This window comes from bacterium SCSIO 12827, from assembly GCA_024397995.1.
GTDB lineage: Bacteria > Pseudomonadota > Alphaproteobacteria > Rhodospirillales > Casp-alpha2 > UBA1479.
Genome location: CP073746.1, coordinates 3,885,860 through 3,906,719 on the forward strand (window position 1 = coordinate 3,885,860; position 20,860 = coordinate 3,906,719).

At 65.2% G+C, this 20,860-nt stretch carries 20 protein-coding genes; 18 read left to right on the plus strand and 2 right to left on the minus strand.

The window, feature by feature from the left end; genetic code table 11:
* Positions 1-29 precede the first annotated feature (29 nt).
* On the plus strand, positions 30-581 hold the full coding sequence (locus KFF05_18185) for a NifU family protein (protein ID UTW51792.1): 552 nt from the start codon (positions 30-32) through the stop codon (positions 579-581).
* A gap of 324 nt (positions 582-905) precedes the next feature.
* Positions 906-1,949 (plus strand): glucosaminidase domain-containing protein, encoded by a 1,044-nt coding sequence (locus KFF05_18190; GenBank protein ID UTW51793.1) that lies wholly within the window; start codon positions 906-908, stop codon positions 1,947-1,949.
* A gap of 31 nt (positions 1,950-1,980) precedes the next feature.
* Here the strand turns inward: KFF05_18190 and KFF05_18195 are convergent, their stop codons facing one another.
* Positions 1,981-3,048: a polysaccharide deacetylase family protein gene (locus tag KFF05_18195; GenBank protein ID UTW51794.1), complete on the minus strand. Its 1,068-nt coding sequence runs from the start codon at positions 3,046-3,048 to the stop codon at positions 1,981-1,983.
* Between the two features lie 148 nt (positions 3,049-3,196).
* On the opposite strand from KFF05_18195, the gene KFF05_18200 reads away from it, so the two are divergent.
* Genes KFF05_18200 through tsaB form a run of 3 tightly spaced genes read left to right on the plus strand, consistent with a single transcriptional unit; the run spans position 3,197 to position 5,910 of the window.
* Positions 3,197-3,787, plus strand: a complete 591-nt coding sequence (locus KFF05_18200; GenBank protein UTW51795.1) for a malonic semialdehyde reductase — start codon at positions 3,197-3,199, stop codon at positions 3,785-3,787.
* 18 nt (positions 3,788-3,805) lie between these two features.
* On the plus strand, positions 3,806-5,209 hold the full coding sequence (locus tag KFF05_18205) for a hypothetical protein (protein UTW51796.1): 1,404 nt from the start codon (positions 3,806-3,808) through the stop codon (positions 5,207-5,209).
* A gap of 14 nt (positions 5,210-5,223) precedes the next feature.
* Complete coding sequence (gene tsaB / locus KFF05_18210; GenBank protein ID UTW51797.1) at positions 5,224-5,910, plus strand: tRNA (adenosine(37)-N6)-threonylcarbamoyltransferase complex dimerization subunit type 1 TsaB; 687 nt, start codon at positions 5,224-5,226, stop codon at positions 5,908-5,910.
* A gap of 15 nt (positions 5,911-5,925) precedes the next feature.
* Here tsaB and KFF05_18215 read toward each other — a convergent pair whose 3' ends face one another.
* Entirely contained in the window at positions 5,926-6,189 is a 264-nt protein-coding gene (locus KFF05_18215; GenBank protein ID UTW53784.1) for a sulfurtransferase TusA family protein, read from the minus strand.
* Positions 6,190-6,396: 207 nt separating this feature from the next.
* On the opposite strand from KFF05_18215, the gene KFF05_18220 reads away from it, so the two are divergent.
* From KFF05_18220 to infB, 13 genes are all read left to right on the plus strand, one after another.
* Positions 6,397-6,807 carry a MucR family transcriptional regulator gene (locus KFF05_18220; GenBank protein UTW51798.1) on the plus strand — a complete coding sequence of 137 codons (411 nt, stop codon included), beginning with the start codon at positions 6,397-6,399 and terminating at the stop codon, positions 6,805-6,807.
* Positions 6,808-6,904: 97 nt separating this feature from the next.
* The gene (locus KFF05_18225; protein UTW51799.1) at positions 6,905-7,333 is read left to right on the plus strand and encodes a transcriptional repressor; all 429 of its coding nucleotides are present in this window, start codon (positions 6,905-6,907) and stop codon (positions 7,331-7,333) included.
* A 121-nt stretch (positions 7,334-7,454) separates the two neighbouring features.
* Positions 7,455-8,783 (plus strand): tRNA (N6-isopentenyl adenosine(37)-C2)-methylthiotransferase MiaB, encoded by a 1,329-nt coding sequence (gene miaB, locus KFF05_18230; GenBank protein ID UTW53785.1) that lies wholly within the window; start codon positions 7,455-7,457, stop codon positions 8,781-8,783.
* Positions 8,784-8,836: 53 nt separating this feature from the next.
* Positions 8,837-9,892, plus strand: a complete 1,056-nt coding sequence (locus tag KFF05_18235) for a PhoH family protein (GenBank protein ID UTW53786.1) — start codon at positions 8,837-8,839, stop codon at positions 9,890-9,892.
* Between the two features lie 13 nt (positions 9,893-9,905).
* Complete coding sequence (gene ybeY / locus KFF05_18240; GenBank protein ID UTW51800.1) at positions 9,906-10,415, plus strand: rRNA maturation RNase YbeY; 510 nt, start codon at positions 9,906-9,908, stop codon at positions 10,413-10,415.
* Positions 10,416-10,448: 33 nt separating this feature from the next.
* Positions 10,449-11,399 (plus strand): HlyC/CorC family transporter, encoded by a 951-nt coding sequence (locus tag KFF05_18245; GenBank protein ID UTW51801.1) that lies wholly within the window; start codon positions 10,449-10,451, stop codon positions 11,397-11,399.
* Positions 11,396-13,048, plus strand: coding sequence for an apolipoprotein N-acyltransferase (gene lnt / locus KFF05_18250; GenBank protein UTW51802.1), 1,653 nt, complete (start codon positions 11,396-11,398; stop codon positions 13,046-13,048). The genes KFF05_18245 and lnt overlap by 4 nt, the downstream gene beginning before the upstream one ends.
* Positions 13,049-13,245: 197 nt before the next feature.
* Positions 13,246-14,454: a methionine adenosyltransferase gene (gene metK, locus KFF05_18255; GenBank protein UTW51803.1), complete on the plus strand. Its 1,209-nt coding sequence runs from the start codon at positions 13,246-13,248 to the stop codon at positions 14,452-14,454.
* Between the two features lie 49 nt (positions 14,455-14,503).
* Entirely contained in the window at positions 14,504-15,190 is a 687-nt protein-coding gene (gene trmB / locus KFF05_18260; protein UTW51804.1) for a tRNA (guanosine(46)-N7)-methyltransferase TrmB, read from the plus strand.
* A 133-nt stretch (positions 15,191-15,323) separates the two neighbouring features.
* Entirely contained in the window at positions 15,324-15,878 is a 555-nt protein-coding gene (gene rimP, locus KFF05_18265) for a ribosome maturation factor RimP (protein ID UTW53787.1), read from the plus strand.
* 62 nt (positions 15,879-15,940) lie between these two features.
* Entirely contained in the window at positions 15,941-17,527 is a 1,587-nt protein-coding gene (gene nusA / locus KFF05_18270) for a transcription termination/antitermination protein NusA (GenBank protein ID UTW53788.1), read from the plus strand.
* Positions 17,528-17,618: 91 nt separating this feature from the next.
* On the plus strand, positions 17,619-18,239 hold the full coding sequence (locus KFF05_18275) for an RNA-binding protein (GenBank protein ID UTW53789.1): 621 nt from the start codon (positions 17,619-17,621) through the stop codon (positions 18,237-18,239).
* 60 nt (positions 18,240-18,299) lie between these two features.
* On the plus strand, positions 18,300-20,825 hold the full coding sequence (gene infB, locus KFF05_18280) for a translation initiation factor IF-2 (GenBank protein UTW51805.1): 2,526 nt from the start codon (positions 18,300-18,302) through the stop codon (positions 20,823-20,825).
* Positions 20,826-20,860: the final 35 nt, after the last annotated feature.

Sequence of the window (20,860 nt, forward strand, 5' to 3'; positions counted from 1 at the left end):
AACGGCCGATAACGCGGAGACCAAGACCCATGTTCATCCAAACGGAAACCACCCCGAATCCGGCGACCCTGAAGTTCCTGCCCGGCTGCACGGTGATGGCGGAAGGCACCGCCAACTTCGCCGAGGCGGCCTCCGTCGGGCGCTCGCCGCTGGCCCAGACGCTGTTCGCGGTCGAGGGCGTGACCGGCGTGTTCTTCGGCCATGACTTCATCACCGTGACCAAGGCCGAAGACAAGGAATGGGATACCCTGAAGCCGCGCATCCTGGGCGGTATCATGGAACATTTCACCAAAGGCCTGCCGGTGATTACCGAGGGCGCGGAAGACGCGGCCGAATCGACCGCCGATGACACGGAAATCGTGACCCAGATCAAGGAGTTGCTGGAAACCCGGGTGCGCCCTGCGGTGGCCCAGGACGGCGGCGACATCATCTACCACGGGTTCGAGGACGGCATCGTCTACCTGCAGATGCAGGGGGCCTGCTCGGGCTGTCCGTCGTCGACGGCGACCCTGAAGCACGGCATCGAAAACATGCTGCGCTACTACGTGCCCGAGGTGAAGGAAGTCCAGGCCGTCATGTAAGACCGGCCTTTCGGGGGCGCCGTAACGGGGCCCCCGATCGGTGGATAAAAATTCCTTGCCGCGACTTATGACTTTGGTGATATAAGGCGCGCCGTTAACTATAATACGAGGAAGCGGTGTACAGCCCATCCCGGAGCAAACCGGCGCACTGACGACCGGACCGGGCTTTGTCGAATCCTTGAGGGAGAATTTGACAATCGGACCAGGGGCGGCCTTCGCAATCAGGTCTCCTTCTCTACCTTCAGAAACGTTCTTCCATCCAAGCACCCTGGGCATTGCTGTGAAATAGGTGCGGAAGACGGCCTTGGCCGATTCGAAGATCACATGAACACGTTTTTTGAACGCACGGTGATGACGGTTGTGCTTACGACCGCGGTCACCGCCGGCTACCTTGCCATTGAACGGGCCCCCCAGGCGTCCGTCCCGCCGACGACGGCGGCCGCCGTCGCTGCCGGTCAGGCGAATGCCCACGCGCGTGCCGACGGATCGGAGCAGGATACCGGCGCCGATCTTCAGATGATGGCGACGGGGGCGGGCGGCAATCTCGTGATTCCGCCCCGTCGGCCCGAATTCAAGCGCCAGCCTAAGGATTCGGTGACGGCGCTGCATGACTGGTTCGCCGAACTGAACTACGACCTCGAACATATTCAAAACGGCAATGCCCATGTCCCGCCGGCTTTCCTGGCGTCGCTGCCGCCGGACCTTGGCAACGTGCCGGAAACGGCCATGCGCAAGCGTCTGTTCTTTCAGGCCGTGTTGCCGCTGATCCTGCGCGCCAACCAGGAAATCCTGACCGACCGCAAGCGCCTGTGGCAGTTGCACGCCGACCAGCGCCTGGGCCGCCATATCGCCCCGTCCGACCGTTTGTGGCTGAAGGCGATGGCCGAACGCTATAAGGTGCCGGCGGACAATCTGTCTCTCTTGATCCGTCGCATCGACGTGATCCCGCCGTCCATGGCGCTTGCCCAGGCGGCCGAGGAAAGCGGCTGGGGCACTTCGCGCTTCGCCCGTCAGGGCAACGCCATCTTCGGCCAATGGACGACGGCCGACGGTCCCGGTCTGGTGCCGCTTGAGCGTGACGGCGACAAGGACCACAAGGTGCGGGCGTTCAACAAGCTGATCGATTCCGTGCGCGCTTACATGCTCAATCTGAATACCCACCGGGCCTACCGCGAATTGCGCCGTGCGCGCGCCGCGCTGCGCCGCTCCGGTGAGCCGCTCAACGGTCACACGTTGGCACGTTTCCTGTTCCGTTATTCGGAGCGCGGCGACGACTATGTGAGCGCCATCCGCGCGATGATCGACAGCAACGGTCTTGATCGTCTGGACGATGCGCGCCTGCTGAAGGTCCAGCGCCCGGAAGCCTGAGCCCCCGGTTCTCCCCTTCCTCGGATGTCGCCTACTTCGTGATGAAGAACTGGCGGCCCAGCCAGTACCAGCGCCCGTCGGGCCCCGGCACGGTGCAGTTGATGCGCCCGCGGCCCGCCGGGAACGGCTGATTGACCCGCACCTCGATCCGCAGCTCGCCTAAGCGTTCCAGCCGCGCACGCCCTTCGTGGGACGCGAAACAGGCCAGCCGGTCGATCCCCTTGGGGGCCGGCGGCACCAGGGTAAAGCCCATGGCCGGCGGGTTGCCGTCGGTGATCAATTGGTCCGCCGGCGTCAGGTCGGTCACCGGCATGGCCAGCGCATTGACCGCCAGGCGGAACCGCCCGATGCCGCCGAAGCTCTCGTTCATGGCGAAGCGCGGCAGGTAAAAGTAGCCGAGAGAGGGATGGGCGACGCCCGAATGCTGGCCGAAGGCGGCCTCGAAGCCCTGCTCGCGGGCCATGGTCTCCAGTTCCTGCGACGCTTCGCCGTAGGGATAGGCGAAGATCTTGGGCACGCTGCCCAGTTCGGCTTTGAGCCGTTTGCTGGCTTCGGTGAACTCGGTCAGATTCTTGTCCCGTGCCGCCCCGGCCATATGTGCGTGGCTCACCGTGTGGTGGCCGATGGTCGCCCCCTGGTCCCTGATCTCGCGGATCTGGTCCCAGGTCATGATGCCGCCCAGTTTGCGGTCCACCGGGTCCGTCGCGACGAACAGGGTGAACGGCAGCCCGGCCTTCTTCAGGCGCGGCCAGGCATGTTCGTAGACCGAGGCATAGGCGTCATCGACCGTGATGCCGACCGTGCGATCGGGCAGCGGTGTGCCGGCCTTCATGGCGGCGATGATGTCGGGCAGGGACATCACCGTGTATTTGCCGGATGTCAGTTCCGCCAGATGTTCGTCGAACTGATCCAGGCGGATGTTGGTGGTCGGATAATCCTGCTCGTCGAACCGGTGATACATGATGATCACGGCCTGGTCGGCGGCGCGCGCCACGTCCGGCCAAAGTATGAGCAGTCCCAACATGGCAAGCGCCACCGCCCACGGCCATCGGCCCCGGCGGCGGTCACGGACCCCGGCGGGGCATGGCCCGCCGGTCATGATCGTTCGTCTTTCATTCACCTCACCCCATACTTATATGGTTGTCCCATATTATGACGTGATTTTTCCCTCTTCCGCGCTGCAGCACAAGTGTCCTAGGGTCGGACCCCCGCATTTCATTCCGCAATCGAACGAAAGGTCCCCTTTGATGTCGGACAAAATCGCCGAATCGGCCCTCGACCAATTGTTCCGCGACGCCCGGACGCACAACGGCTGGACCGGTGAGCCGGTGGGCGAAGATCTGCTGCGCCAGCTCTGGGATCTGGTCAAAATGGCGCCGACCAGCGCCAATTGCTCGCCCGCGCGGCTGGTCTTCGTGACCTCCGACGCGGCCAAGGAAAAGCTCAAGCCCTGTTTGATGGAGGGGAACGTTGCCAAGACCATGGCGGCCCCGGTCACGGTGATCATCGGTCAGGACATGGAATTCTATGAAAAACTGCCCGAACTTTTCCCCCATACGGACGCCAAGGCATGGTTCGCCGGCAACGATGACCTGATCGCATCGACCGCCTTCCGCAACGCGACGCTGCAGGGCGGCTACCTGATCATGGCGGCGCGGGCACTGGGGCTCGACTGCGGGCCGATGTCCGGATTCGATCAGGCCAAGGTCGACGCGGCCTTCTTCGCGGGCACCAAGGTGACGGCCAATTTCCTCTGCAACATCGGTCATGGCACGACGGAGGATCTGTTTCCGCGCTCACCCCGCCTGGCCTTCGACGACGCCTGCCGCGTCGTCTGACGCGGCCTGCGGCCCGTCATGCCCGATATCGACCTCGCCACGCCGCCGCCTGGCCAAGCCGCGGACGATCCGCCGCCGCGCCCGTCGCTCTCGGCATGGATCTATCTCGGCCTCTGTGCCGTCGCGATCCTGCAGGTCTTTTGGCAGCCTGACGGCTGGCAGATCGTTGCCGTGGTCCTGGGGGTCAGTTATCTGGCGCTGGAATTCACCCGCACCTCGGGCGTGCAGCGGCTGGTCGGTTACGGCCTGGCCTTCGGGGGCCTCGCACTCGGCCTGCGGGCGGGACAAGGGGGTGCTGTGTTGCTCGACGGCATGGCGTCGGCGCTCAAGTTTCAGCTCGTGTTCTTCGCCGTTGCCTGGATGCAGATTCCGGCCAAGACCAGCCCGACCCTGATGGCGGCGCGGCAGTTCGTGCTCGACCAGCCGGCCGGCCGCCGCTTTCTGATCCTGGCCTATGCGGCGCATTTCCTGGGTGCCTTCCTCAACCTGGCGGCGTTGACCTTGCTGTCGGACATGGTCGCCCGGCCCAAGGACCGCCAGTTGAAGGACCGTCTGGCCGTGGCGCTGATGGTCGGGTTCACCTCCGCGTCCTGCTGGTCGCCGTTCTATATCAGCGTCACCGTGGTGCTGGCGGCGTTGCCCGGGCTTAAATGGGTCGATATCGCCGTGCCCGGCCTGATCATGGGCATGTTGGTCGTCGCCGTGACGGCGCTGATCGACCGCGTGTTCGTGCGGGGCTCCCGCCCGCGCGGCGCCCCCGGGCCCAAGGTCGAGGACGCCAACTGGCGCAAGCTGTCGCTGTTGCTGGGGGCGTTGATGATTTCGGTCGTGACCCTGGAATCGCAGCTCCATCTGTCGATCCCCGTGGTGCTGGCGATGCTCGCCCCGCCTTTCGCGGTGATCTGGCTGTTCATTTCCAAGGGGCGTCAGCACGAGGCGACGGGCCTGCCGCGCCGCGTCGTCGCCTCCCTGCCGGGGTTGCGAGGCGAAGCGCTGATCTTCATCGGCGCCAATCTGTTTGGCACCGGCGTTGCCAGGGTGCTCGACCCGGCGGCGGTGGCGGGCCTGCTCAACATCGGCGCCTGGCCCGACGTCGCCAAGCCGCTGGCGCTGGCCGCCTTCATCATCCTGGCCGGCGGTATCGGCCTGCATCCGGTGGTCTTGGTCATTCTGGTCGGCTCGGTCCTGCCGCCGGAAGTGTTCGGCATGCCGCCCATGGTCATGGCGCTGGTCATGCTGGGGACCTGGGGCTTGTCGACGACGTCGTCGCCGGTGTCCGGCACGACTTTGGTGATCGGGCGTCTGACCGGGGAAAGCAGCTTCCGCCTCGCCTGGCGGCGCGCCCCCTTGTATACCCTGTCGGGTGCCCTGGTCGTGGCGATGGTCGCCATGGCCTATTGGAAGCTGATCGACCCGCACTGAGGGGCCCGCATGTCATGAAGCTACTCGCCTTCGACACGGCGACGACCGGCTGTTCGGCGGCCCTGTTCCTGGACGGCCGCATGGCGGCCCATCGCGCCGCCGCCATGGCGCGCGGCCAGTCGGAAGCCCTGATGCCGATGATCGCAGAGGTCCTGGCCGAGGGCGGATGTGCTTATGGAAATTTGGACGCCCTGGCCGTAACGGTCGGCCCCGGCGCCTTCACGGGCCTGCGCATCGGTCTGTCGGCGGCGCGCGGCCTGGCGCTGGCGTTGGCCGTTCCCTGTGCCGGGGTGACGACGCTGGAGGCCGTGGCCCACGCGATTCCCGAAACGGTGCGGGCCGGTGGGCGGGTTCTGGTCGCCCTCGATTCCAAGCGCGCGGATTTATATGTCCAGATGTTCGATGGTGACCTGGCACCGCTCACGGAACCGGCGGCCATGATGGCGGACGGGCTGGCGGACCTGGCGGCCGGCGGGCCATTGATTGTCGCAGGCGACGCCGCCGCACGCGCCATCGAGGCCCTTGCCGATGCCGGCATCGCCGCCGGCGCGGCCGATGTGCCGGGCGTGCCGGATGCAATCATGGTCGGCGAAATTGCCCTGGCCCGCGCCTTGCCGCCTGCGGGTCAGGCCCCCGGCCCCATCTATCTGCGCCCGCCTGACGCGGTCCGGCCTAAGGACGGCGGCCGATTGCGCCCATAGATTTCAGGCGTCTTGTCAGGCGGTTTTGCGGATCACCAACCGGTGGGGGGCGTCAGTCTCCGGGCGGGCCGGGTCTTCCGGCGCCAGGGACAAAATTTCATGGCCGTGGTCGCGCACGGAGCGCGGTACGTTGTTCAGCGGCTCCGGTCCTTTCAAGCGCACGTCAAGTACCGCACCGGCATCCAAGCGTTCCAGGAAAAGCTTGGTTTTAACGAACGTCATCGGGCAAATGTCGTTCGAAATATCCAAAAAATGCGCAATTTCAGGCGAGTCGGCCATTTCTTCCGGTTTTCCCATCGTATACTCTTGTGTACAATACACGCCTACTTTATATAGGCGCCGCCGGGTCAAATAAAATGTTTTGACCGATGTTTTCTGATCAAGGCGTCAGGAAAACTTCCCAACATCTCGGCAGTGTTCCCGCATCGGGACTCTGTTCTGTCGATGGCGCCCAGCAGACACGCTTTTAAAGGACAAGGCGAAAGAATGACTGAAAAACCGAATGCCTCCGACCTGATCGAGCTGACGACGGAAATCGTCGCGGCCCATGTCGGCAACAATACAATCGCGCCCAGCGATATTCCCGCCCTCATCAATGAGGTCTATACCGCCCTTTCCAACGTCGGCACGGTTCCGGCGCAGGCGCAGCGCCCCAAGCCCGCCGTGCCGCCGAAGAAATCCGTGTTCCCGGATTACATCGTCTGCCTCGAAGACGGCAAAAAGCTGAAGATGCTGAAACGGCATTTGAAGACGGCCTATAACCTGACGCCGGAAGAGTATCGCGAGCGCTGGGGCCTGCCTGTCGACTATCCGATGGTTGCGCCGAACTACGCCAAGCACCGCTCGAATCTGGCCAAGAAGATCGGCCTTGGGACGAAACCCCGGCGCAAACGCTAAAGCTTTCCCGCGGGTTGATCCTCAGGCTTTGGCACCTGCCCTGTTCGGGGTATAGTAATTAGGCGAATCCAGGCGCCTGCTGGCAATCCGTGGGGAGATGATGTCGGAATCACGTATCGAGCAGCTTTGTATCGACAAAGGCATGAAAATGACGGACCAGCGCCGCATCATTGCGCGCGTGCTGTCCGAATCGGAAGATCATCCCGATGTCGAGGAAGTGCATCGCCGATCGTCCGAGATCGACAATCGCATTTCCATCGCCACGGTCTATCGGACCGTGCGCCTGTTCGAGGAAGCGGGCATCATCGAGCGTCATGATTTCGGCGACGGCCGCGCGCGTTACGAAGAAGTGACCGAGGAACACCACGATCACCTGATCAACGTGCAGTCGGGCGCGGTCATCGAATTCCAGAACACGGAAATCGAACGCCTGCAGGAGATCATTGCCCGCGACCACGGCATGCGTCTGGTCGGGCACAAGCTGGAATTGTACGGCGTGCCTCTGAAGAAAGGTGCGGGCAAATAGGAATGATCCGACCCGACATTTTCCTGAACCCCGTGTTCGGGGCCGGCGACAAGCGGGCGCGAGGTAACCGGTGACGGACGCGACGCCCAAAAAACTCCATATCAAGACCTATGGCTGCCAGATGAACGTCTACGATTCCGATCGTATGGCGGGCCTTCTGGCGCCCCTGGGCTATGCCCTGACGGATGTGGTCGACGATGCCGACATGGTGTTGCTGAACACTTGTCATATCCGCGAAAAGGCGGCGGAAAAGGTCTATTCCGAGCTCGGCCGGATCAACAAGATGAAGCAGGCGCGTCAAGCCGACGGTGGGGCCATGATCCTCGGCGTCGCCGGCTGTGTCGCCCAGGCCGAGGGCGAGGAAGTTTTGAAGCGCGCGCCCTATGTCGACATGGTGTTCGGGCCGCAGACCTATCATCGCCTGCCGGAAATGGTCGCCCGCCTGCACCGCGAGAAGGGGGCTCAGCTCGACACCGACTTTCCCGAGGAATCCAAGTTCGATCACCTGACGGCCCCGGCCCGGGTCGAAGGCCGCGCCGCCTTTCTGACCGTGCAGGAAGGCTGCGACAAGTTCTGCACCTTCTGTGTCGTGCCCTATACGCGGGGCGCGGAATTCTCGCGCCCGGTCGATCAGGTGCTGACCGAGGCCCGCCAGCTTGTCGCCCAGGGTGCCGTCGAGATTACGTTGCTTGGCCAGAACGTGAACGCCTATCACGGCACCGACGCCGACGGGGCAGAGCTTGGCCTGGGCGGGCTGATCCGTCGATTGGCCGAAATCGACGGGATCGCGCGCCTGCGTTACACCACATCCTATCCGGCCGAGGTCGATGACGCGCTGATCGCCGCCCATCGTGACGTGCCCGAACTGATGCCCTATCTGCACCTGCCCGTGCAATCGGGGGCGGACCGGGTGCTGAAGGCCATGAACCGCCGCCACGGCCGTGACTTCTACATCGATCTGGTCGCGCGTCTGCGCGCCGCGCGCCCCGACCTGGGCCTGTCGTCGGATTTCATTGTCGGCTTCCCTGGCGAAACCGACGCCGATTTTCAGGACACGCTGTCTCTCGTGCGCGAGGTCGGCTACGTCCAGGCTTATTCGTTCAAGTATTCGCCGCGACCCGGCACCCCGGCGGCCGCCATGGAACTGCAGGTGCCCGAAGACGTGAAGGACGCACGCTTGAAAGAGCTCCAGGATCTTCTCAACACGCAGCAGCTTGCCTTCAACCAAAGCTGTGTCGGACGCACCCTGCCGGTGCTGCTCGACCGGCCCGGCCGCCATGCGGGCCAATTGCTGGGCCGCAGCCCCTACATGCAGGCGGTTCACGTCGATGCCCCGGCCGATTGGCTGGGCCGCGTCGCCGATTTGAAGGTCGTTTCGGCCGGGGGCAACAGCCTGGGGGCGGTCCTCGCGGACGCGCCGGAACAACCCGACGTCAGGAGATCCGCATGAGCCGCGGGCGCTCCCGTCGGCAGACGCGCGGCGGCGTCGAGGCCGTGATCCCCATGGCCCCGTCCACCGGGGGTGGCCCCGCCGCGGCCATGGTGACGGAACAGATGACCTTCGCCAACAATGGGCTCGCAGCGGCGCTGTTCGGCTCCCACCACGCCCATCTGGCGCAGATCGAACAGGGCCTGGGCGTGACCATCCATGCCCGCGGCAACGAAGTCGCGATCACCGGCGACGGGTCCGCGGTGGATCGCACGGCGGCGATCCTGGCCGCTCTTTACGACCGCCTGAAACACGGCCACAGCGTTGACGCGCCGGAAGTCGACGCCATGCTGCGCATGTCCAATGGTGCCCGCGGCGGTGACGGCGACCCCAAGGAAGGGCTGAAGGATGCCGGCGTCGCGGTGCATACCCGTAACAAGGTGATCACCGCCCGGACCTCGACCCAGGCCGATTATCTGGGCGCCATCGACGAATGCCCCCTGGTGTTCGGCCAGGGCCCGGCGGGGACGGGTAAGACCTATCTGGCCGTGGCCAAGGCGGTCGAACGTCTGGTCCAGGGCCGGGTCGACCGCATCATCCTGTCGCGCCCGGCGGTCGAGGCCGGCGAGCAGCTTGGCTTTCTGCCCGGCGACATGCGCGAAAAGGTCGATCCCTACCTGCGCCCGCTGTACGACGCGCTGTATGACATGCTGCCGCAGCAGCAGGTGGAAAAGCGTCTGGAAAGCGGCGAAATCGAAGTCGCGCCGCTCGCCTTCATGCGCGGCCGCACGTTGTCCAACGCGTTTGTCATCCTGGACGAGGCGCAGAACACCACGCCCGTGCAGATGAAGATGTTCCTGACCCGGCTGGGCGAAAATTCCTGCATGGTGGTGACCGGCGATCTCAGCCAGGTCGATCTGCCGCGGGGCATCCGGTCGGGTCTGCGCGACGCCCAGGAAGTGCTGATCGGCACCAAGGGCATCCGCTTTGTCGAATTCACGGAACAGGACGTTGTCCGCCACCCGCTGGTGTCGCGCATCGTCCATGCCTATCAGAACGTGGAAACCTCGCGCCGCGCTGGCGCGCGATATGAGCATTATGAAAGCGAACGCGAACAGAGCGACGAATGACGGCGCGGGCGTGATGCCCGAACCGGCATTGGAGATCGCAGTCGACATCGCGTCCCCCGAATGGGCGGTGCTCGGCGATGCCGAGACGATTGCCGAACGCGCCCTGGCCGCCGCCTATGGGGCGCTGGACCATGGGGCGGATGTCGGCCCGGCCGAAGTCTCATTGGTGCTGGCCGATGACGACATGGTGGCGACGCTCAACCACGATTACCGGGGCAAGGACGGGCCGACCAACGTGTTGTCGTTTCCGCAACAGGACGGCGATGCCTCGCCCGCGGGGGGGCTGCCCGGCATGCCCGCGATGCTGGGCGATGTGGTCATCGCCTTCGGCGTCACGGCAGCCGAGGCGCGGGACCAGGGCATTCCCCTGGCTGACCACTTATCGCATCTTTGTGTCCATGGTATGCTGCACCTTCTGGGTTTTGACCATATCGACGCGGACGAAGCCGACAGGATGGAACGGCTGGAAACGGATATCCTCGGGGGCCTCGGCGTCCCCGATCCATATGGAAAGGAGCGGTGACCGCCCGTTCGCAAGGGCATCTATCCTGGTAACATGAACGATCAATCATCGAGTCCCCAGCCCCGGGAATCCGGGGCGACCCCCCATTCCTCTTCGCAGGAATCCCAGACCCCGCAGGCTGAGGCGCGCGGCCCCTCCCTGTGGCAGCGCCTGACCCGTCGGCTCCGCGGCGGCGGGCAGAACGGATCCGTCCGCGAAGCGCTTGAGGAAATCATCGAGGAACGGGCCGAGCCCGCCGCCCCCATCGGCGACGACGAACGGGCACTTCTGTCCAACATCCTCAACCTGCGCGGCCTCACCGTCGAGGACGTCATGGTGCCGCGCGCCGACATCGTTGCGGTCGAGGCGGATACCCCGCTTAGCGAGATCGTGCGCATCATCGGCGAACAGGGCCATTCACGCCTGCCGGTCTATCGGGGCACCTTGGATGACGTCATCGGCATGGCCCATATCAAGGACCTGTTCCTTTGGGAAGGCCATGAAAAGGACTTCAAGTTGTCCGAACATCTGCGCCGCATCCTGTTCGTGGCGCCCTCCATGGAGGTTCTCGAACTGCTGCTGGAAATGCGCGCCCGGCGCTCGCACATGGCGTTGGTGGTTGATGAATACGGCGGCGTCGACGGCCTGGTGACCATTGAGGATCTGGTCGAGGAAATCATCGGCGAGATCGAGGACGAACACGACCGCACGTCCGAACCGGTGCTCAAGGAAAACCCCGACGGTTCCTACACCGCAGACGCCCGGGTCGAGATCGAGGCCCTGGAGGAAAAGGTCGGCGCCTTCGCCACGGACGAGGAGCGGGAATACATCGACACCCTGGGTGGACTGGTCTTCGCCCTGGCCGGCCGCGTGCCGATCCGCAGCGAACTGGTTACCCATCCCTCGGGCTACGAGTTCGAGATTCTTCAGGCCGATCCCCGGCGGGTGCACCGCCTGCGGGTGCGCCGCCGCGCCGCGGACGACAAGGACACGAAAACCGAATGACCGTGGCCCTGACGGGGGTCCGGCGCCTGCATGACCTTGTCGTGGCCTTGACGGGTTGGCGGCGGCGGGGCTTCGCCGCAGTACTCGGTGTGTTGGCGGCGGGGGCGCTGCCGCCGCTTCATCTGGTCTTCCTTTTGGTGCCTGCCTTCGTCGGCCTGATCTGGCTGGTCGCGTCGCGTCGACATTTCCGGGGGGCGCTCGCCGACGGCTGGTGGTTCGGCGCCGGTCATGCGGCGGCCGGCACGTTCTGGGTTTCTCATTCCCTGACCATCGACCTTGCCCGCCACGGCTGGCTGATCCCCATTGCCGTGCTTGGTTTCGCGGCCGTGCTTGGTCTGTTTCCGGCCCTGGCGGCGGGGCTTCTGCACCGGCTGCGCCGTACGGGCGCGGCCCCCGGCGGCGGCGACGCGCTGATCCTGGCCGGGGTCTGGACGGGTACGGAATGGCTGCGCGGCTGGTTGTTCACGGGCTTTCCCTGGAACCTCATGGGCACGGTATGGACTTTCGCCGACGCGATGATCCAGCCGGCGTCGATGTTCGGCGTGTTCGGTCTCAGCCTGATCACGGTCTGGGCCGCGGCGACCCCGGCGTCCCTTGCCGGGCCGAGGCGGCGGCCGTGGCTGGCGACCGCCTTCGCGGCGGCTTTCCTGGCGGGTGTGTGGGGCGGCGGTCTGTGGCGTCTCGCCGGGGCGGAGACGGCGTTCGCTCCGGGTGTTCATCTGCGTCTGGTGCAGCCCAACATCGCCCAGGCGGACAAATGGCGGCCGGGCCTGCGGGCAGGCCATGTCACCCGGCAGATTGAATTGAGCCTCAACCCCAAGGGCCTGAACGGCGACCCGGCGGCGCTGCAGGACCGGGAACCGACACCTGAGCCCACCCATGTCATTTGGGCCGAAACGGCGGTGCCCTACGTGCTGGGGCGCGAACCGGTGCTGCTGCGCGCGTTGTCCCATGCCACGCCCATCGCCGGCGCCTTGATGACCGGCTCATTGCGTATCGAGGACGCGCCCGGCGGCCCGCCCCGGGTTTACAACAGCCTTTATGTGATGGAGGCGTCGGGCCGCGTCGCTCTGACCTATGACAAGCACCACCTGGTGCCGTTCGGCGAGTACGTGCCGTTTCAGGACTGGCTGGGCTTCCTCAAGATCACGCAGGGACGGGGCAATTTTACGCCCGGCCCGGGCCCCCGGGTGCTCGAGGTCAAGGGCCTGCCGCCGTTTTCGCCGCTCATCTGTTACGAGGTGATCTTCCCCCATGCCGTGTTGCCGCCTGCCGGCGAAAACGTCGATGGTCCCCGCGCGCGCTGGCTGTTGAACATCACCAACGACGCCTGGTTCGGGGTCTCGCCCGGCCCCTATCAGCATCTCGCCGCCGCCCGCCTGCGCAGCGTCGAGGAAGGCCTGCCACTGGTCCGCGTGGCCAACACGGGGATTTCGGCCGTCATCGATCCCTGGGGCCGCACGGTCGTCGCTCTGGGGCTTGGCCAGGTCGGTGCGATCGACGCCGGCCTGCCCGAACCGATCGAGGCCCGAACCCTATTTTCCCGGGTCGGAAACGCCCTGGCGCTGGTTCTGGCGGGCCTGTTCGCGGCCCTTGGATATCTGGCTCAACGCCGGGCTGATGCGGGTGAATCCCCCTCCGCAGCCTAGGGTTTCCGCCAATATCACCTTGACGCGGACCGGCAAGGCTGGCACAAACGGCGGCCCGGGCACACGCGGTCCGGGCGTGGCGTATTTGGACCGTTTGCCGCCACGAAAAACAACGCGCTAAGCGGACGAGCGTCGCCCCCGCACGTTTCGTCCTCATAGTCCTACATCTGTAAACGACGTTACCGGAGGCTACACCCGTGACTCTATCCAACTATCTGTTTACGTCCGAATCCGTTTCAGAAGGCCACCCCGATAAGGTGTCCGACCGCATTTCCGATGCGGTGCTCGACGAATTCATCCGCCGCGACCCCCTGAACTGCCGTCTCGGCTGCGAGACCTTCACCACGACCAACCGCATCATCGTCGGCGGCGAAGGCCGCTGCGGCGACGACGGGCGTGGCCCGATGTTCGACGCCGACGGCGACGCCGACGCCGCGCTGATCGAAAAGATCGCGCGCGACTGCGTGAAGGACATCGGCTACGAACAGGAAGGCTTCCACTGGGAGAGCGCGAAGGTTCAGGTCTATCTGCACGGCCAGTCCGCGGACATCGCCCAGGGCGTCGATTCCGCCGGCAACAAGGACGAAGGTGCCGGCGACCAGGGCATCATGTTCGGCTTCGCCTGCACGGAAACCGAAGAACTGATGCCGGCGCCCATCCATTTCTCGCACCAGATCCTGAAGAAAATGGCCGACGCGCGCCATGCCGGCAAGACGCCGGGTCTGCTGCCCGATTCCAAAAGCCAGGTCACCCTGCAGTACGAGAACGGCAAGCCCGTGCGCGCGACCTCGGTCGTCGTCTCGACCCAGCACACGGACAACCTGTCCACGGACGAGGTCCGCGAAATGGTCCGCCCGTTCGTGGAAAGCGTCCTGCCCGAGGGCTGGATGTGTGATGACGAGGAACTGTACGTCAACCCGACGGGCCGTTTCGTCATCGGTGGGCCCGACGGTGACGTCGGCCTGACCGGCCGTAAGATCATCGTCGATACCTACGGCGGGGCGGCGCCCCACGGCGGTGGCGCCTTCTCCGGCAAGGATCCGACGAAGGTCGACCGCTCGGCCGCCTACGGGGCGCGCTATCTGGCGAAGAACGTGGTCGCCGCCGGCCTTGCTGACAAATGCGTTATTCAGCTGGCCTACGCCATCGGCGTGTCCAAGCCGCTGTCGGTCTATGTCGATACGCAGGGGACGGGCCGCGTCGCCGAGGAGCAGATTTCCGCCAAGCTGCAGGAAATGGTCAACCTCAGCCCGCGCGGCATCCGCGAGCATCTGGAACTGAACAAGCCGATCTACGCCCGCACCGCGGCCTACGGTCACTTCGGCCGCAAGCCGGATGCCGACGGCGGCTTTTCCTGGGAAAAGACCGACCTGGTCGACGGCCTGAAGGCGGCCTTCGGGGCCTAAGTTCAGGGCGACTGCCGTCGCCGGGCACGGCCTTTCGGGGGCGACGGATATGAATCCTGAGGAACAACCACGGTTTTACGGCCGGCGGCGGGGCAAGCGCCTCCGCCCCGGCCGTAGCGCCCTGGTCGCCAACCTGCTGCCGACCCTGCGCGTGCCGTCCGGGGGCGGGCCGCTTGATCCGGCCGGCCTGTTCGACGGTGAAAAATCCGCCTATTGGATGGAAATCGGCTTCGGCGCCGGCGAACACCTGGCCGATCAGGCCCAGGCCCATCCCGACATCGGCTTCATCGGTTGTGAGCCTTTCGTCAACGGCGTGGCGACCCTCCTCGCCCAGATCACCGACCGGTCGCTGGACAATATCCGCCTGCATGATGACGACGCGCGCCAATTGCTGCCGCGCCTAACGCCGGGGTCGATCGATCGCGTTTATCTGCTTTATTCCGACCCCTGGCCCAAGAAACGCCATTGGAACCGCCGGTTCGTGCAGCGGGAAACCCTGGATCAATTGGCCCGCATCCTGGCGCCCGGCGGCCTGTTCCGCTTCGCGACCGACCATATGGGCCATGCCCGCTGGGCCCTGGGCCTGGCGGCCAACCATCCGGAATTCGAATGGACGGCGCGGGGGCCGGAGGATTGGCGCACCCGCTGGGCCGACGGATATCCCACCCGCTACGAGGAAAAGGGTCTGGCCGGCCCGCACCGGGTCTATCTGGAGTTCCGTCGTCGGGGCGGGTAAGGCGCGGAAAATCACGGGGAGGCTTGTCTTGCGGACGATTTGGGACTATATAGGCCCCGCATTTCACGTTTAAGGAAATGCGCTTCGTTAAGTCCGATAACGGAATTGATGGGGCGGGCCGGTGGCCCGCCTTTTGTGTTTTTGTACCAGGTGCTTCGCGGTCGCCGACCGGGCCGCGGACGATAGGAACCCCGACCACGTGACCTTGGAACAACGCATCGCCGAGATCATCCGCCCGGCCATCGAGGATTTGGGCTTCGAGCTTGTCCGCGTCCTGGTGTCCGGCCAGCGCAACAAGAAGCTGCAGGTCATGGCCGAACCCAAGGACGGATCGGCCATGAACGTCGATCATTGCGCGGTCATCTCGCGCACCGTGTCGGCGCTTTTGGATGTGGAAGATCCGATCGACGACGCCTATGTGCTTGAGGTCTCATCGCCCGGCATCGACCGGCCGCTGGTCAAGCTGGCCGATTTCGCCCGTTACGCCGGGTTCGATGCGCGCGTTGAAATGGACGTCCCCGTCGAAGGCCGGCGCCGGTTTTCCGGCCGCCTTCTCGGTGTCGACGGCACGGACGTGGTGATGGACGTGACGGAAGGCGAGGTTCGCCTGCCCTTCGCCGACATTCAGAAATCAAAACTGCTGATGACCGATGAATTGATCGCGGCCCATCAGCAGGCGGACGGATAGGCCGTCCCGCCGGAAACCGACTTTTTTGTGAGTTTGAAGGAACATCGGAAATGAGCGACGTCATGCAAAACGAAGCCGTCCACGCCCGCCCGGAACTGCTAGCCGCCGCCGATCAGGCCGCCCGTGACAAGGGCATCGAGCGGGACGAGGTCCTGGAAGCCATGGAACAGGCGATCCAGAAGGCCGGGCGCTCCAAATACGGGCATGAACACGACATCCGCGCGGTCATCGACCGCGTGTCGGGCGCGATCACCCTGGCCCGTTTCCTGGAGGTCGTCGAAAATGCCGAGGCCGTCGAGAACGAAATCACCCAGCTGACCCTGGAACAGGCCAAGCAGCGCAAGGCCGATGCGGTGGTCGGCGAATTCCTGATCGATCCCCTGCCGCCCATCGACTTCGGGCGCATCGCCGCCCAGACCGCCAAGCAGGTCATCGTCCAGAAGGTCCGGGAGGCCGAGCGCAAGCGCCAGTACGAAGAATACCAGGACCGCATCGGCGAGGTCGTCAACGGCCTGGTCAAGCGCATCGAATACGGCAACGTGATCGTCGACCTGGGCCGCGCCGAGGCGCTGCTGCGCCGGGATGAATCGATCCCGCGCGAGCATTTCTCCAACGGCGACCGGGTGCGTGCCTATATCATGGACGTGCGTGAGGAAACCCGCGGACCGCAGATCTTCCTGTCGCGTACGCATCCGCAGTTCATGGCGGCCCTGTTCAAGCAGGAAGTGCCGGAAATCTACGACGGCATCATCGAAATCAAATCCGTGGCCCGCGATCCGGGTTCGCGCGCCAAGATCGCCGTGCAGTCGCATGACAGCTCCATCGATCCCGTCGGCCCCTGCATCGGCATGCGCGGTTCGCGCGTGCAGGCCGTGGTCGGCGAATTGCAGGGTGAAAAGATCGACATCATCCAGTGGTCGCCGGACGAGGCCGCCTTCATCGTCAATGCCCTGGCCCCGGCCGAAGTATCCAAGGTCGTCATGGATCAGGACGCCCACCGCATCGAAGTCGTGGTGCCCGACGATCAGCTGTCGCTGGCCATCGGCCGGCGCGGCCAGAACGTGCGCCTGGCCTCGCAGCTGTCGGGCTGGGACATCGACATCTTCACCGAGGCCGAGGAATCGGAACGCCGCAACGAGGAATTCCGCGCCCGTTCCGCCCTGTTCGTGGAGGCCCTCGACGTCGACGACGTGATCGCCCACCTGCTGGTCACCGAAGGCTTTTCCAAGGTCGAGGAAGTGGCCTTCGTGCAGATCGAGGACCTGACCGACATCGAAGGTTTCGATGAGGACGTGGCCAGCGAACTGCAGACCCGTGCCCAGACCTATCTGGAAACCCGCGATGCCGAGTTCGATGCCAAGCGCCGTGAACTGGGCGTCGAGGACGATCTTGCCGAAATCGAAGGCATCACCAACGAACTGATGGTGGCGCTGGGCGAGAACGGCGTGAAAAGCCGCGACGATCTGGGCGACCTGGCCGGTGACGAGCTTCTGGAAATCGCCCCCCAGGGCACGATGACGCTTGATGCCGCCAACCAGATCATCATGGCCGCCCGCGCCCATTGGTTCGCCGACGAAGAGGCGGCTGAGGGCGATGCAGGTGCGGAAGCCGCCGCGGACGAAAGCGGCGACGCGCCGCAGGCGCCCTAAGGGCCGATTGCGGTGCACGGCGAGATGGCACGATGAGTTAGAACCGGAGACAGGCATGACCGGTGGAGGGCAAACCCACGCGGAAGACGACATGGCCCCGGCGTCAGATGAGGACGGCGGGCCCGTCCGCCGGTGCGCCGTCACCGGGGAAAAAAAGCCTGTCTCGGAACTCATCCGTTTCGTCGTCGGCCCCGACGATTGCATCGTTCCAGACCTGGCCGGCAACCTGCCCGGGCGGGGAATATGGTTGAGTGCCCGCCGCGATGTGGTAAATACAGCCAGCGAAAAGAACCATTTCGCCAAGGCGGCCAAGCGCAAGGTCACCGTTCCGCCCCGGTTGGCGGACGATATCGAGGCGCAGATGGTCCGCCGCTGCATGGATGCGCTGGGTTTGGCGCGCCGGGCGGGCCGGGTTGTCGCCGGGTTTGAAAAGACCGACGCCTGGCTGAGGACAGCCAAACGCGGTCTGTTGGTTGCGGCCCGGGACGGCAGCGAGGACGGAAAGTCCAAGCTGCGGGCCCTGGCGCCGGGACTGACGCAATTCACGGTCCTGGACGCAGCCGAATTGGGCCGCGCGCTGGGCCGGGACCATGTGGTCCACGCGGCGGTCGCGTCCGGTGGCTTGGCGGATCGCCTGGTCTTCGAACAAACCCGGCTTTTGGGGTTTCGCGAGGGCGCCCCGGTCGGAAAGACTTCTCCGTCGCAGGAATAGGCCGGGTTCATCGGAGCCCGAAAATCCGGGGCTCCGGACTGTGCCGATCGGAAGGTATTGATGGCTGAGACGACTGAAAAAGACAAGGCGGACAAGGGCGGCAGCGGCAAGCTGGGCCTGGGCGGCGGCGGCGGAAAGCTGACGCTGAACAAGACCGTGGAAAAGCGCCAGACGCGCCAGAACTTCTCCCACGGGCGGTCCAAGATGGTCACCGTCGAGGTCAAGAAGAGCCGCACCATCGCGACGGCCAAGGACGACGCGCGCCCGGCGGGCGCCGGCGACGCCCAGCACGATGACGACGGCGACGCGTCGGTCCGCGATCTTACGGATCAGGAACTCCAGGCCCGTCAGAAGGCCCTGGAAACAGCACAGCAGACCAAGGACGAGGCTCCCGAAGCCGCGCCGGCCCGTCCGCTCGGCCCGACGCCGGTCGTCCGCGCCGAACCGGAACCGGAACCGGAGCCGGTCGAAGAGCCCGCGGCCGAACCCGCCAAGTCCGCCGCCCCGGCACCGGCCCCCGCGCCGGCCGATGTGGCGCCGGCGCCGGTTCCCGGCGAGGATGGGCGTCCCGCCCGCCCGCGCCCGGCGGCCCCCCGCCAAGAGGACGACGACGACGGCCCCCGCAGCAAGAGCCGCGGCAAGAAGGGCCCGGCCGAAGTTCGCCGCGCCGCACCCACGCGGGGCTACAACGAACGCCGCCGCGGCAAGCTGACGATCTCCGACGCGCTTGAGGGCGAGGAAGAGCGCCAGCGCTCCATCGCCTCGGTCCGGCGCGCCCGCGAACGTGAAAAACAAAAGCAGCGTGAGCTGCTGCAGGAAGGTGCCAAGGTCGTGCGTGAAGTCGTTGTTCCCGAAGCCATTACCGTTCAGGAACTGGCCAACCGCATGGCCGAACGGGGTGCCGACGTGGTCAAGGCGCTCATGAAGATGGGCGTCATGGCCACCATCACCCAGACGATCGACGCCGATACGGCGGAACTGGTGGTCGAGGAATTTGGTCACCGCATCCGCCGCGTCTCCGAATCCGACGTGGAACAAGGCCTGCGCCGCGACCAGGACGATCCCAACGATCTGACGTCCCGCGCCCCGGTGGTCACCGTCATGGGCCATGTCGATCACGGCAAGACCTCGTTGCTCGACGCGCTGCGCGCGACCGATGTGGCCGGCGGCGAAGCCGGCGGCATCACACAGCATATCGGCGCCTATCAGGTGACGACCCCGTCGGGGGGGAAGATTTCGTTCATCGACACCCCGGGTCACGCCGCCTTCACCGAAATGCGTGCGCGCGGTGCGCAGGTCACGGATATCGTGGTGCTTTGCGTTGCCGCCGATGACGGCGTCATGCCGCAGACGATCGAGGCCATCCACCACGCGAAGGCCGCCGGCGTGCAGATCATCGTCGCCATCAACAAGATCGATGTGGCCGGTGCGGACCCCAGCCGGGTGCGCACGGAACTGCTGCAGCACAACGTTCAGGTCGAGGAAATGGGTGGCGACGTGCTGTCTATCGAGGTCTCGGCCCTGAAGAAGACCAACCTGGACAAGCTGGAAGAGGCGATCGTCCTGCAGGCCGAACTGCTCGACCTCAAGGCCAACCCGAACCATGCCGCCGAAGGCGTGATCGTCGAGGCCCGCATGGAACAGGGCAAGGGCTCGGTCGCCACGGTGCTGATCCAGCGCGGCACGCTCAAGGTCGGTGAAATCTTCATCGCCGGCTCCGAATGGGGCCGGGTGCGCGCCATGTCCAATGCCCATGGCGAACAGCTTGACGAAGCCGGACCTTCCGTGCCGGTCGAAATCCTGGGCCTCAACGGCACGCCGCAGGCGGGCGACGATTTCGTCGTCGTCGATTCCGAATCCCGCGCCCGCGAGGTCACGGAATTCCGTCAGCGCCAGGAACGCAACAAGCAGGCGGCGGCCGGTGGCCGCGGTACCCTGGAGCAGATGTTCGAGAAAATTCAGGAAGGCGAAGCCCAGACCGTGCCGCTGGTCATCAAGGCGGACGTGCACGGTTCGGCCGAAGCAATCGTGGGTGCCCTGGAGAAGCTTTCGACCGACGAAGTTCGGGTGCAGGTCCTGCATTCGGGCGTCGGCGGCATAAACGAAAGCGACGTGACGCTGGCCCGTGCTTCCAACGCGGTGATCGTCGGCTTCAACGTGCGCGCCAACCCGCAGGCCCGTGATCTGGCCAAACGCGACGGGCTGGATATCCGCTATTATTCGGTGATCTACAACCTGACCGACGACATCAAGGCCCTGCTGTCGGGCCTGTTGGCGCCGACCATCCGCGAAAACTTCCTGGGCTACGCCGAAGTGCGCGAAGTCTTCAACGTGTCCAAGGTCGGCAAGGTCGCTGGCTGCATGATCACCGAAGGCACCGTCAAGCGCGGCGCCAAGGTGCGCCTGCTGCGCGACGACACGGTGATCCACGAGGGCGACCTGAGCCAGCTGAAGCGGTTCAAGGACGACGCCAAGGAGGTCCAGTCGGGGACGGAATGCGGCATGGCGCTGGCCAATTACCAGGATATCCAGGTCGGCGACGTCATCGAATGCTTCGAAACCGAGGAAGTGGCCCGGGAACTCTAGGGTTCCGGGCGCACGACCGCCGATCCGCCCGGACC

What these genes read in the sequence shown, in the direction of transcription:
- KFF05_18185 (UTW51792.1), top strand. Translation starts at nt 30, where the DNA reads ATGTTCATCCAAACGGAAACCACCCCGAATCCGGCGACCCTGAAGTTC.
- KFF05_18190 (UTW51793.1), top strand. Translation starts at nt 906, where the DNA reads ATGAACACGTTTTTTGAACGCACGGTGATGACGGTTGTGCTTACGACC.
- KFF05_18195 (UTW51794.1), bottom strand. Translation starts at nt 3,048, where the DNA reads ATGACCGGCGGGCCATGCCCCGCCGGGGTCCGTGACCGCCGCCGGGGC.
- KFF05_18200 (UTW51795.1), top strand. Translation starts at nt 3,197, where the DNA reads ATGTCGGACAAAATCGCCGAATCGGCCCTCGACCAATTGTTCCGCGAC.
- KFF05_18205 (UTW51796.1), top strand. Translation starts at nt 3,806, where the DNA reads ATGCCCGATATCGACCTCGCCACGCCGCCGCCTGGCCAAGCCGCGGAC.
- tsaB (UTW51797.1), top strand. Translation starts at nt 5,224, where the DNA reads ATGAAGCTACTCGCCTTCGACACGGCGACGACCGGCTGTTCGGCGGCC.
- KFF05_18215 (UTW53784.1), bottom strand. Translation starts at nt 6,189, where the DNA reads ATGGCCGACTCGCCTGAAATTGCGCATTTTTTGGATATTTCGAACGAC.
- KFF05_18220 (UTW51798.1), top strand. Translation starts at nt 6,397, where the DNA reads ATGACTGAAAAACCGAATGCCTCCGACCTGATCGAGCTGACGACGGAA.
- KFF05_18225 (UTW51799.1), top strand. Translation starts at nt 6,905, where the DNA reads ATGATGTCGGAATCACGTATCGAGCAGCTTTGTATCGACAAAGGCATG.
- miaB (UTW53785.1), top strand. Translation starts at nt 7,455, where the DNA reads ATGAACGTCTACGATTCCGATCGTATGGCGGGCCTTCTGGCGCCCCTG.
- KFF05_18235 (UTW53786.1), top strand. Translation starts at nt 8,837, where the DNA reads ATGGCCCCGTCCACCGGGGGTGGCCCCGCCGCGGCCATGGTGACGGAA.
- ybeY (UTW51800.1), top strand. Translation starts at nt 9,906, where the DNA reads ATGCCCGAACCGGCATTGGAGATCGCAGTCGACATCGCGTCCCCCGAA.
- KFF05_18245 (UTW51801.1), top strand. Translation starts at nt 10,449, where the DNA reads ATGAACGATCAATCATCGAGTCCCCAGCCCCGGGAATCCGGGGCGACC.
- lnt (UTW51802.1), top strand. Translation starts at nt 11,396, where the DNA reads ATGACCGTGGCCCTGACGGGGGTCCGGCGCCTGCATGACCTTGTCGTG.
- trmB (UTW51804.1), top strand. Translation starts at nt 14,504, where the DNA reads ATGAATCCTGAGGAACAACCACGGTTTTACGGCCGGCGGCGGGGCAAG.
- nusA (UTW53788.1), top strand. Translation starts at nt 15,941, where the DNA reads ATGCAAAACGAAGCCGTCCACGCCCGCCCGGAACTGCTAGCCGCCGCC.
- KFF05_18275 (UTW53789.1), top strand. Translation starts at nt 17,619, where the DNA reads ATGGCCCCGGCGTCAGATGAGGACGGCGGGCCCGTCCGCCGGTGCGCC.
- infB (UTW51805.1), top strand. Translation starts at nt 18,300, where the DNA reads ATGGCTGAGACGACTGAAAAAGACAAGGCGGACAAGGGCGGCAGCGGC.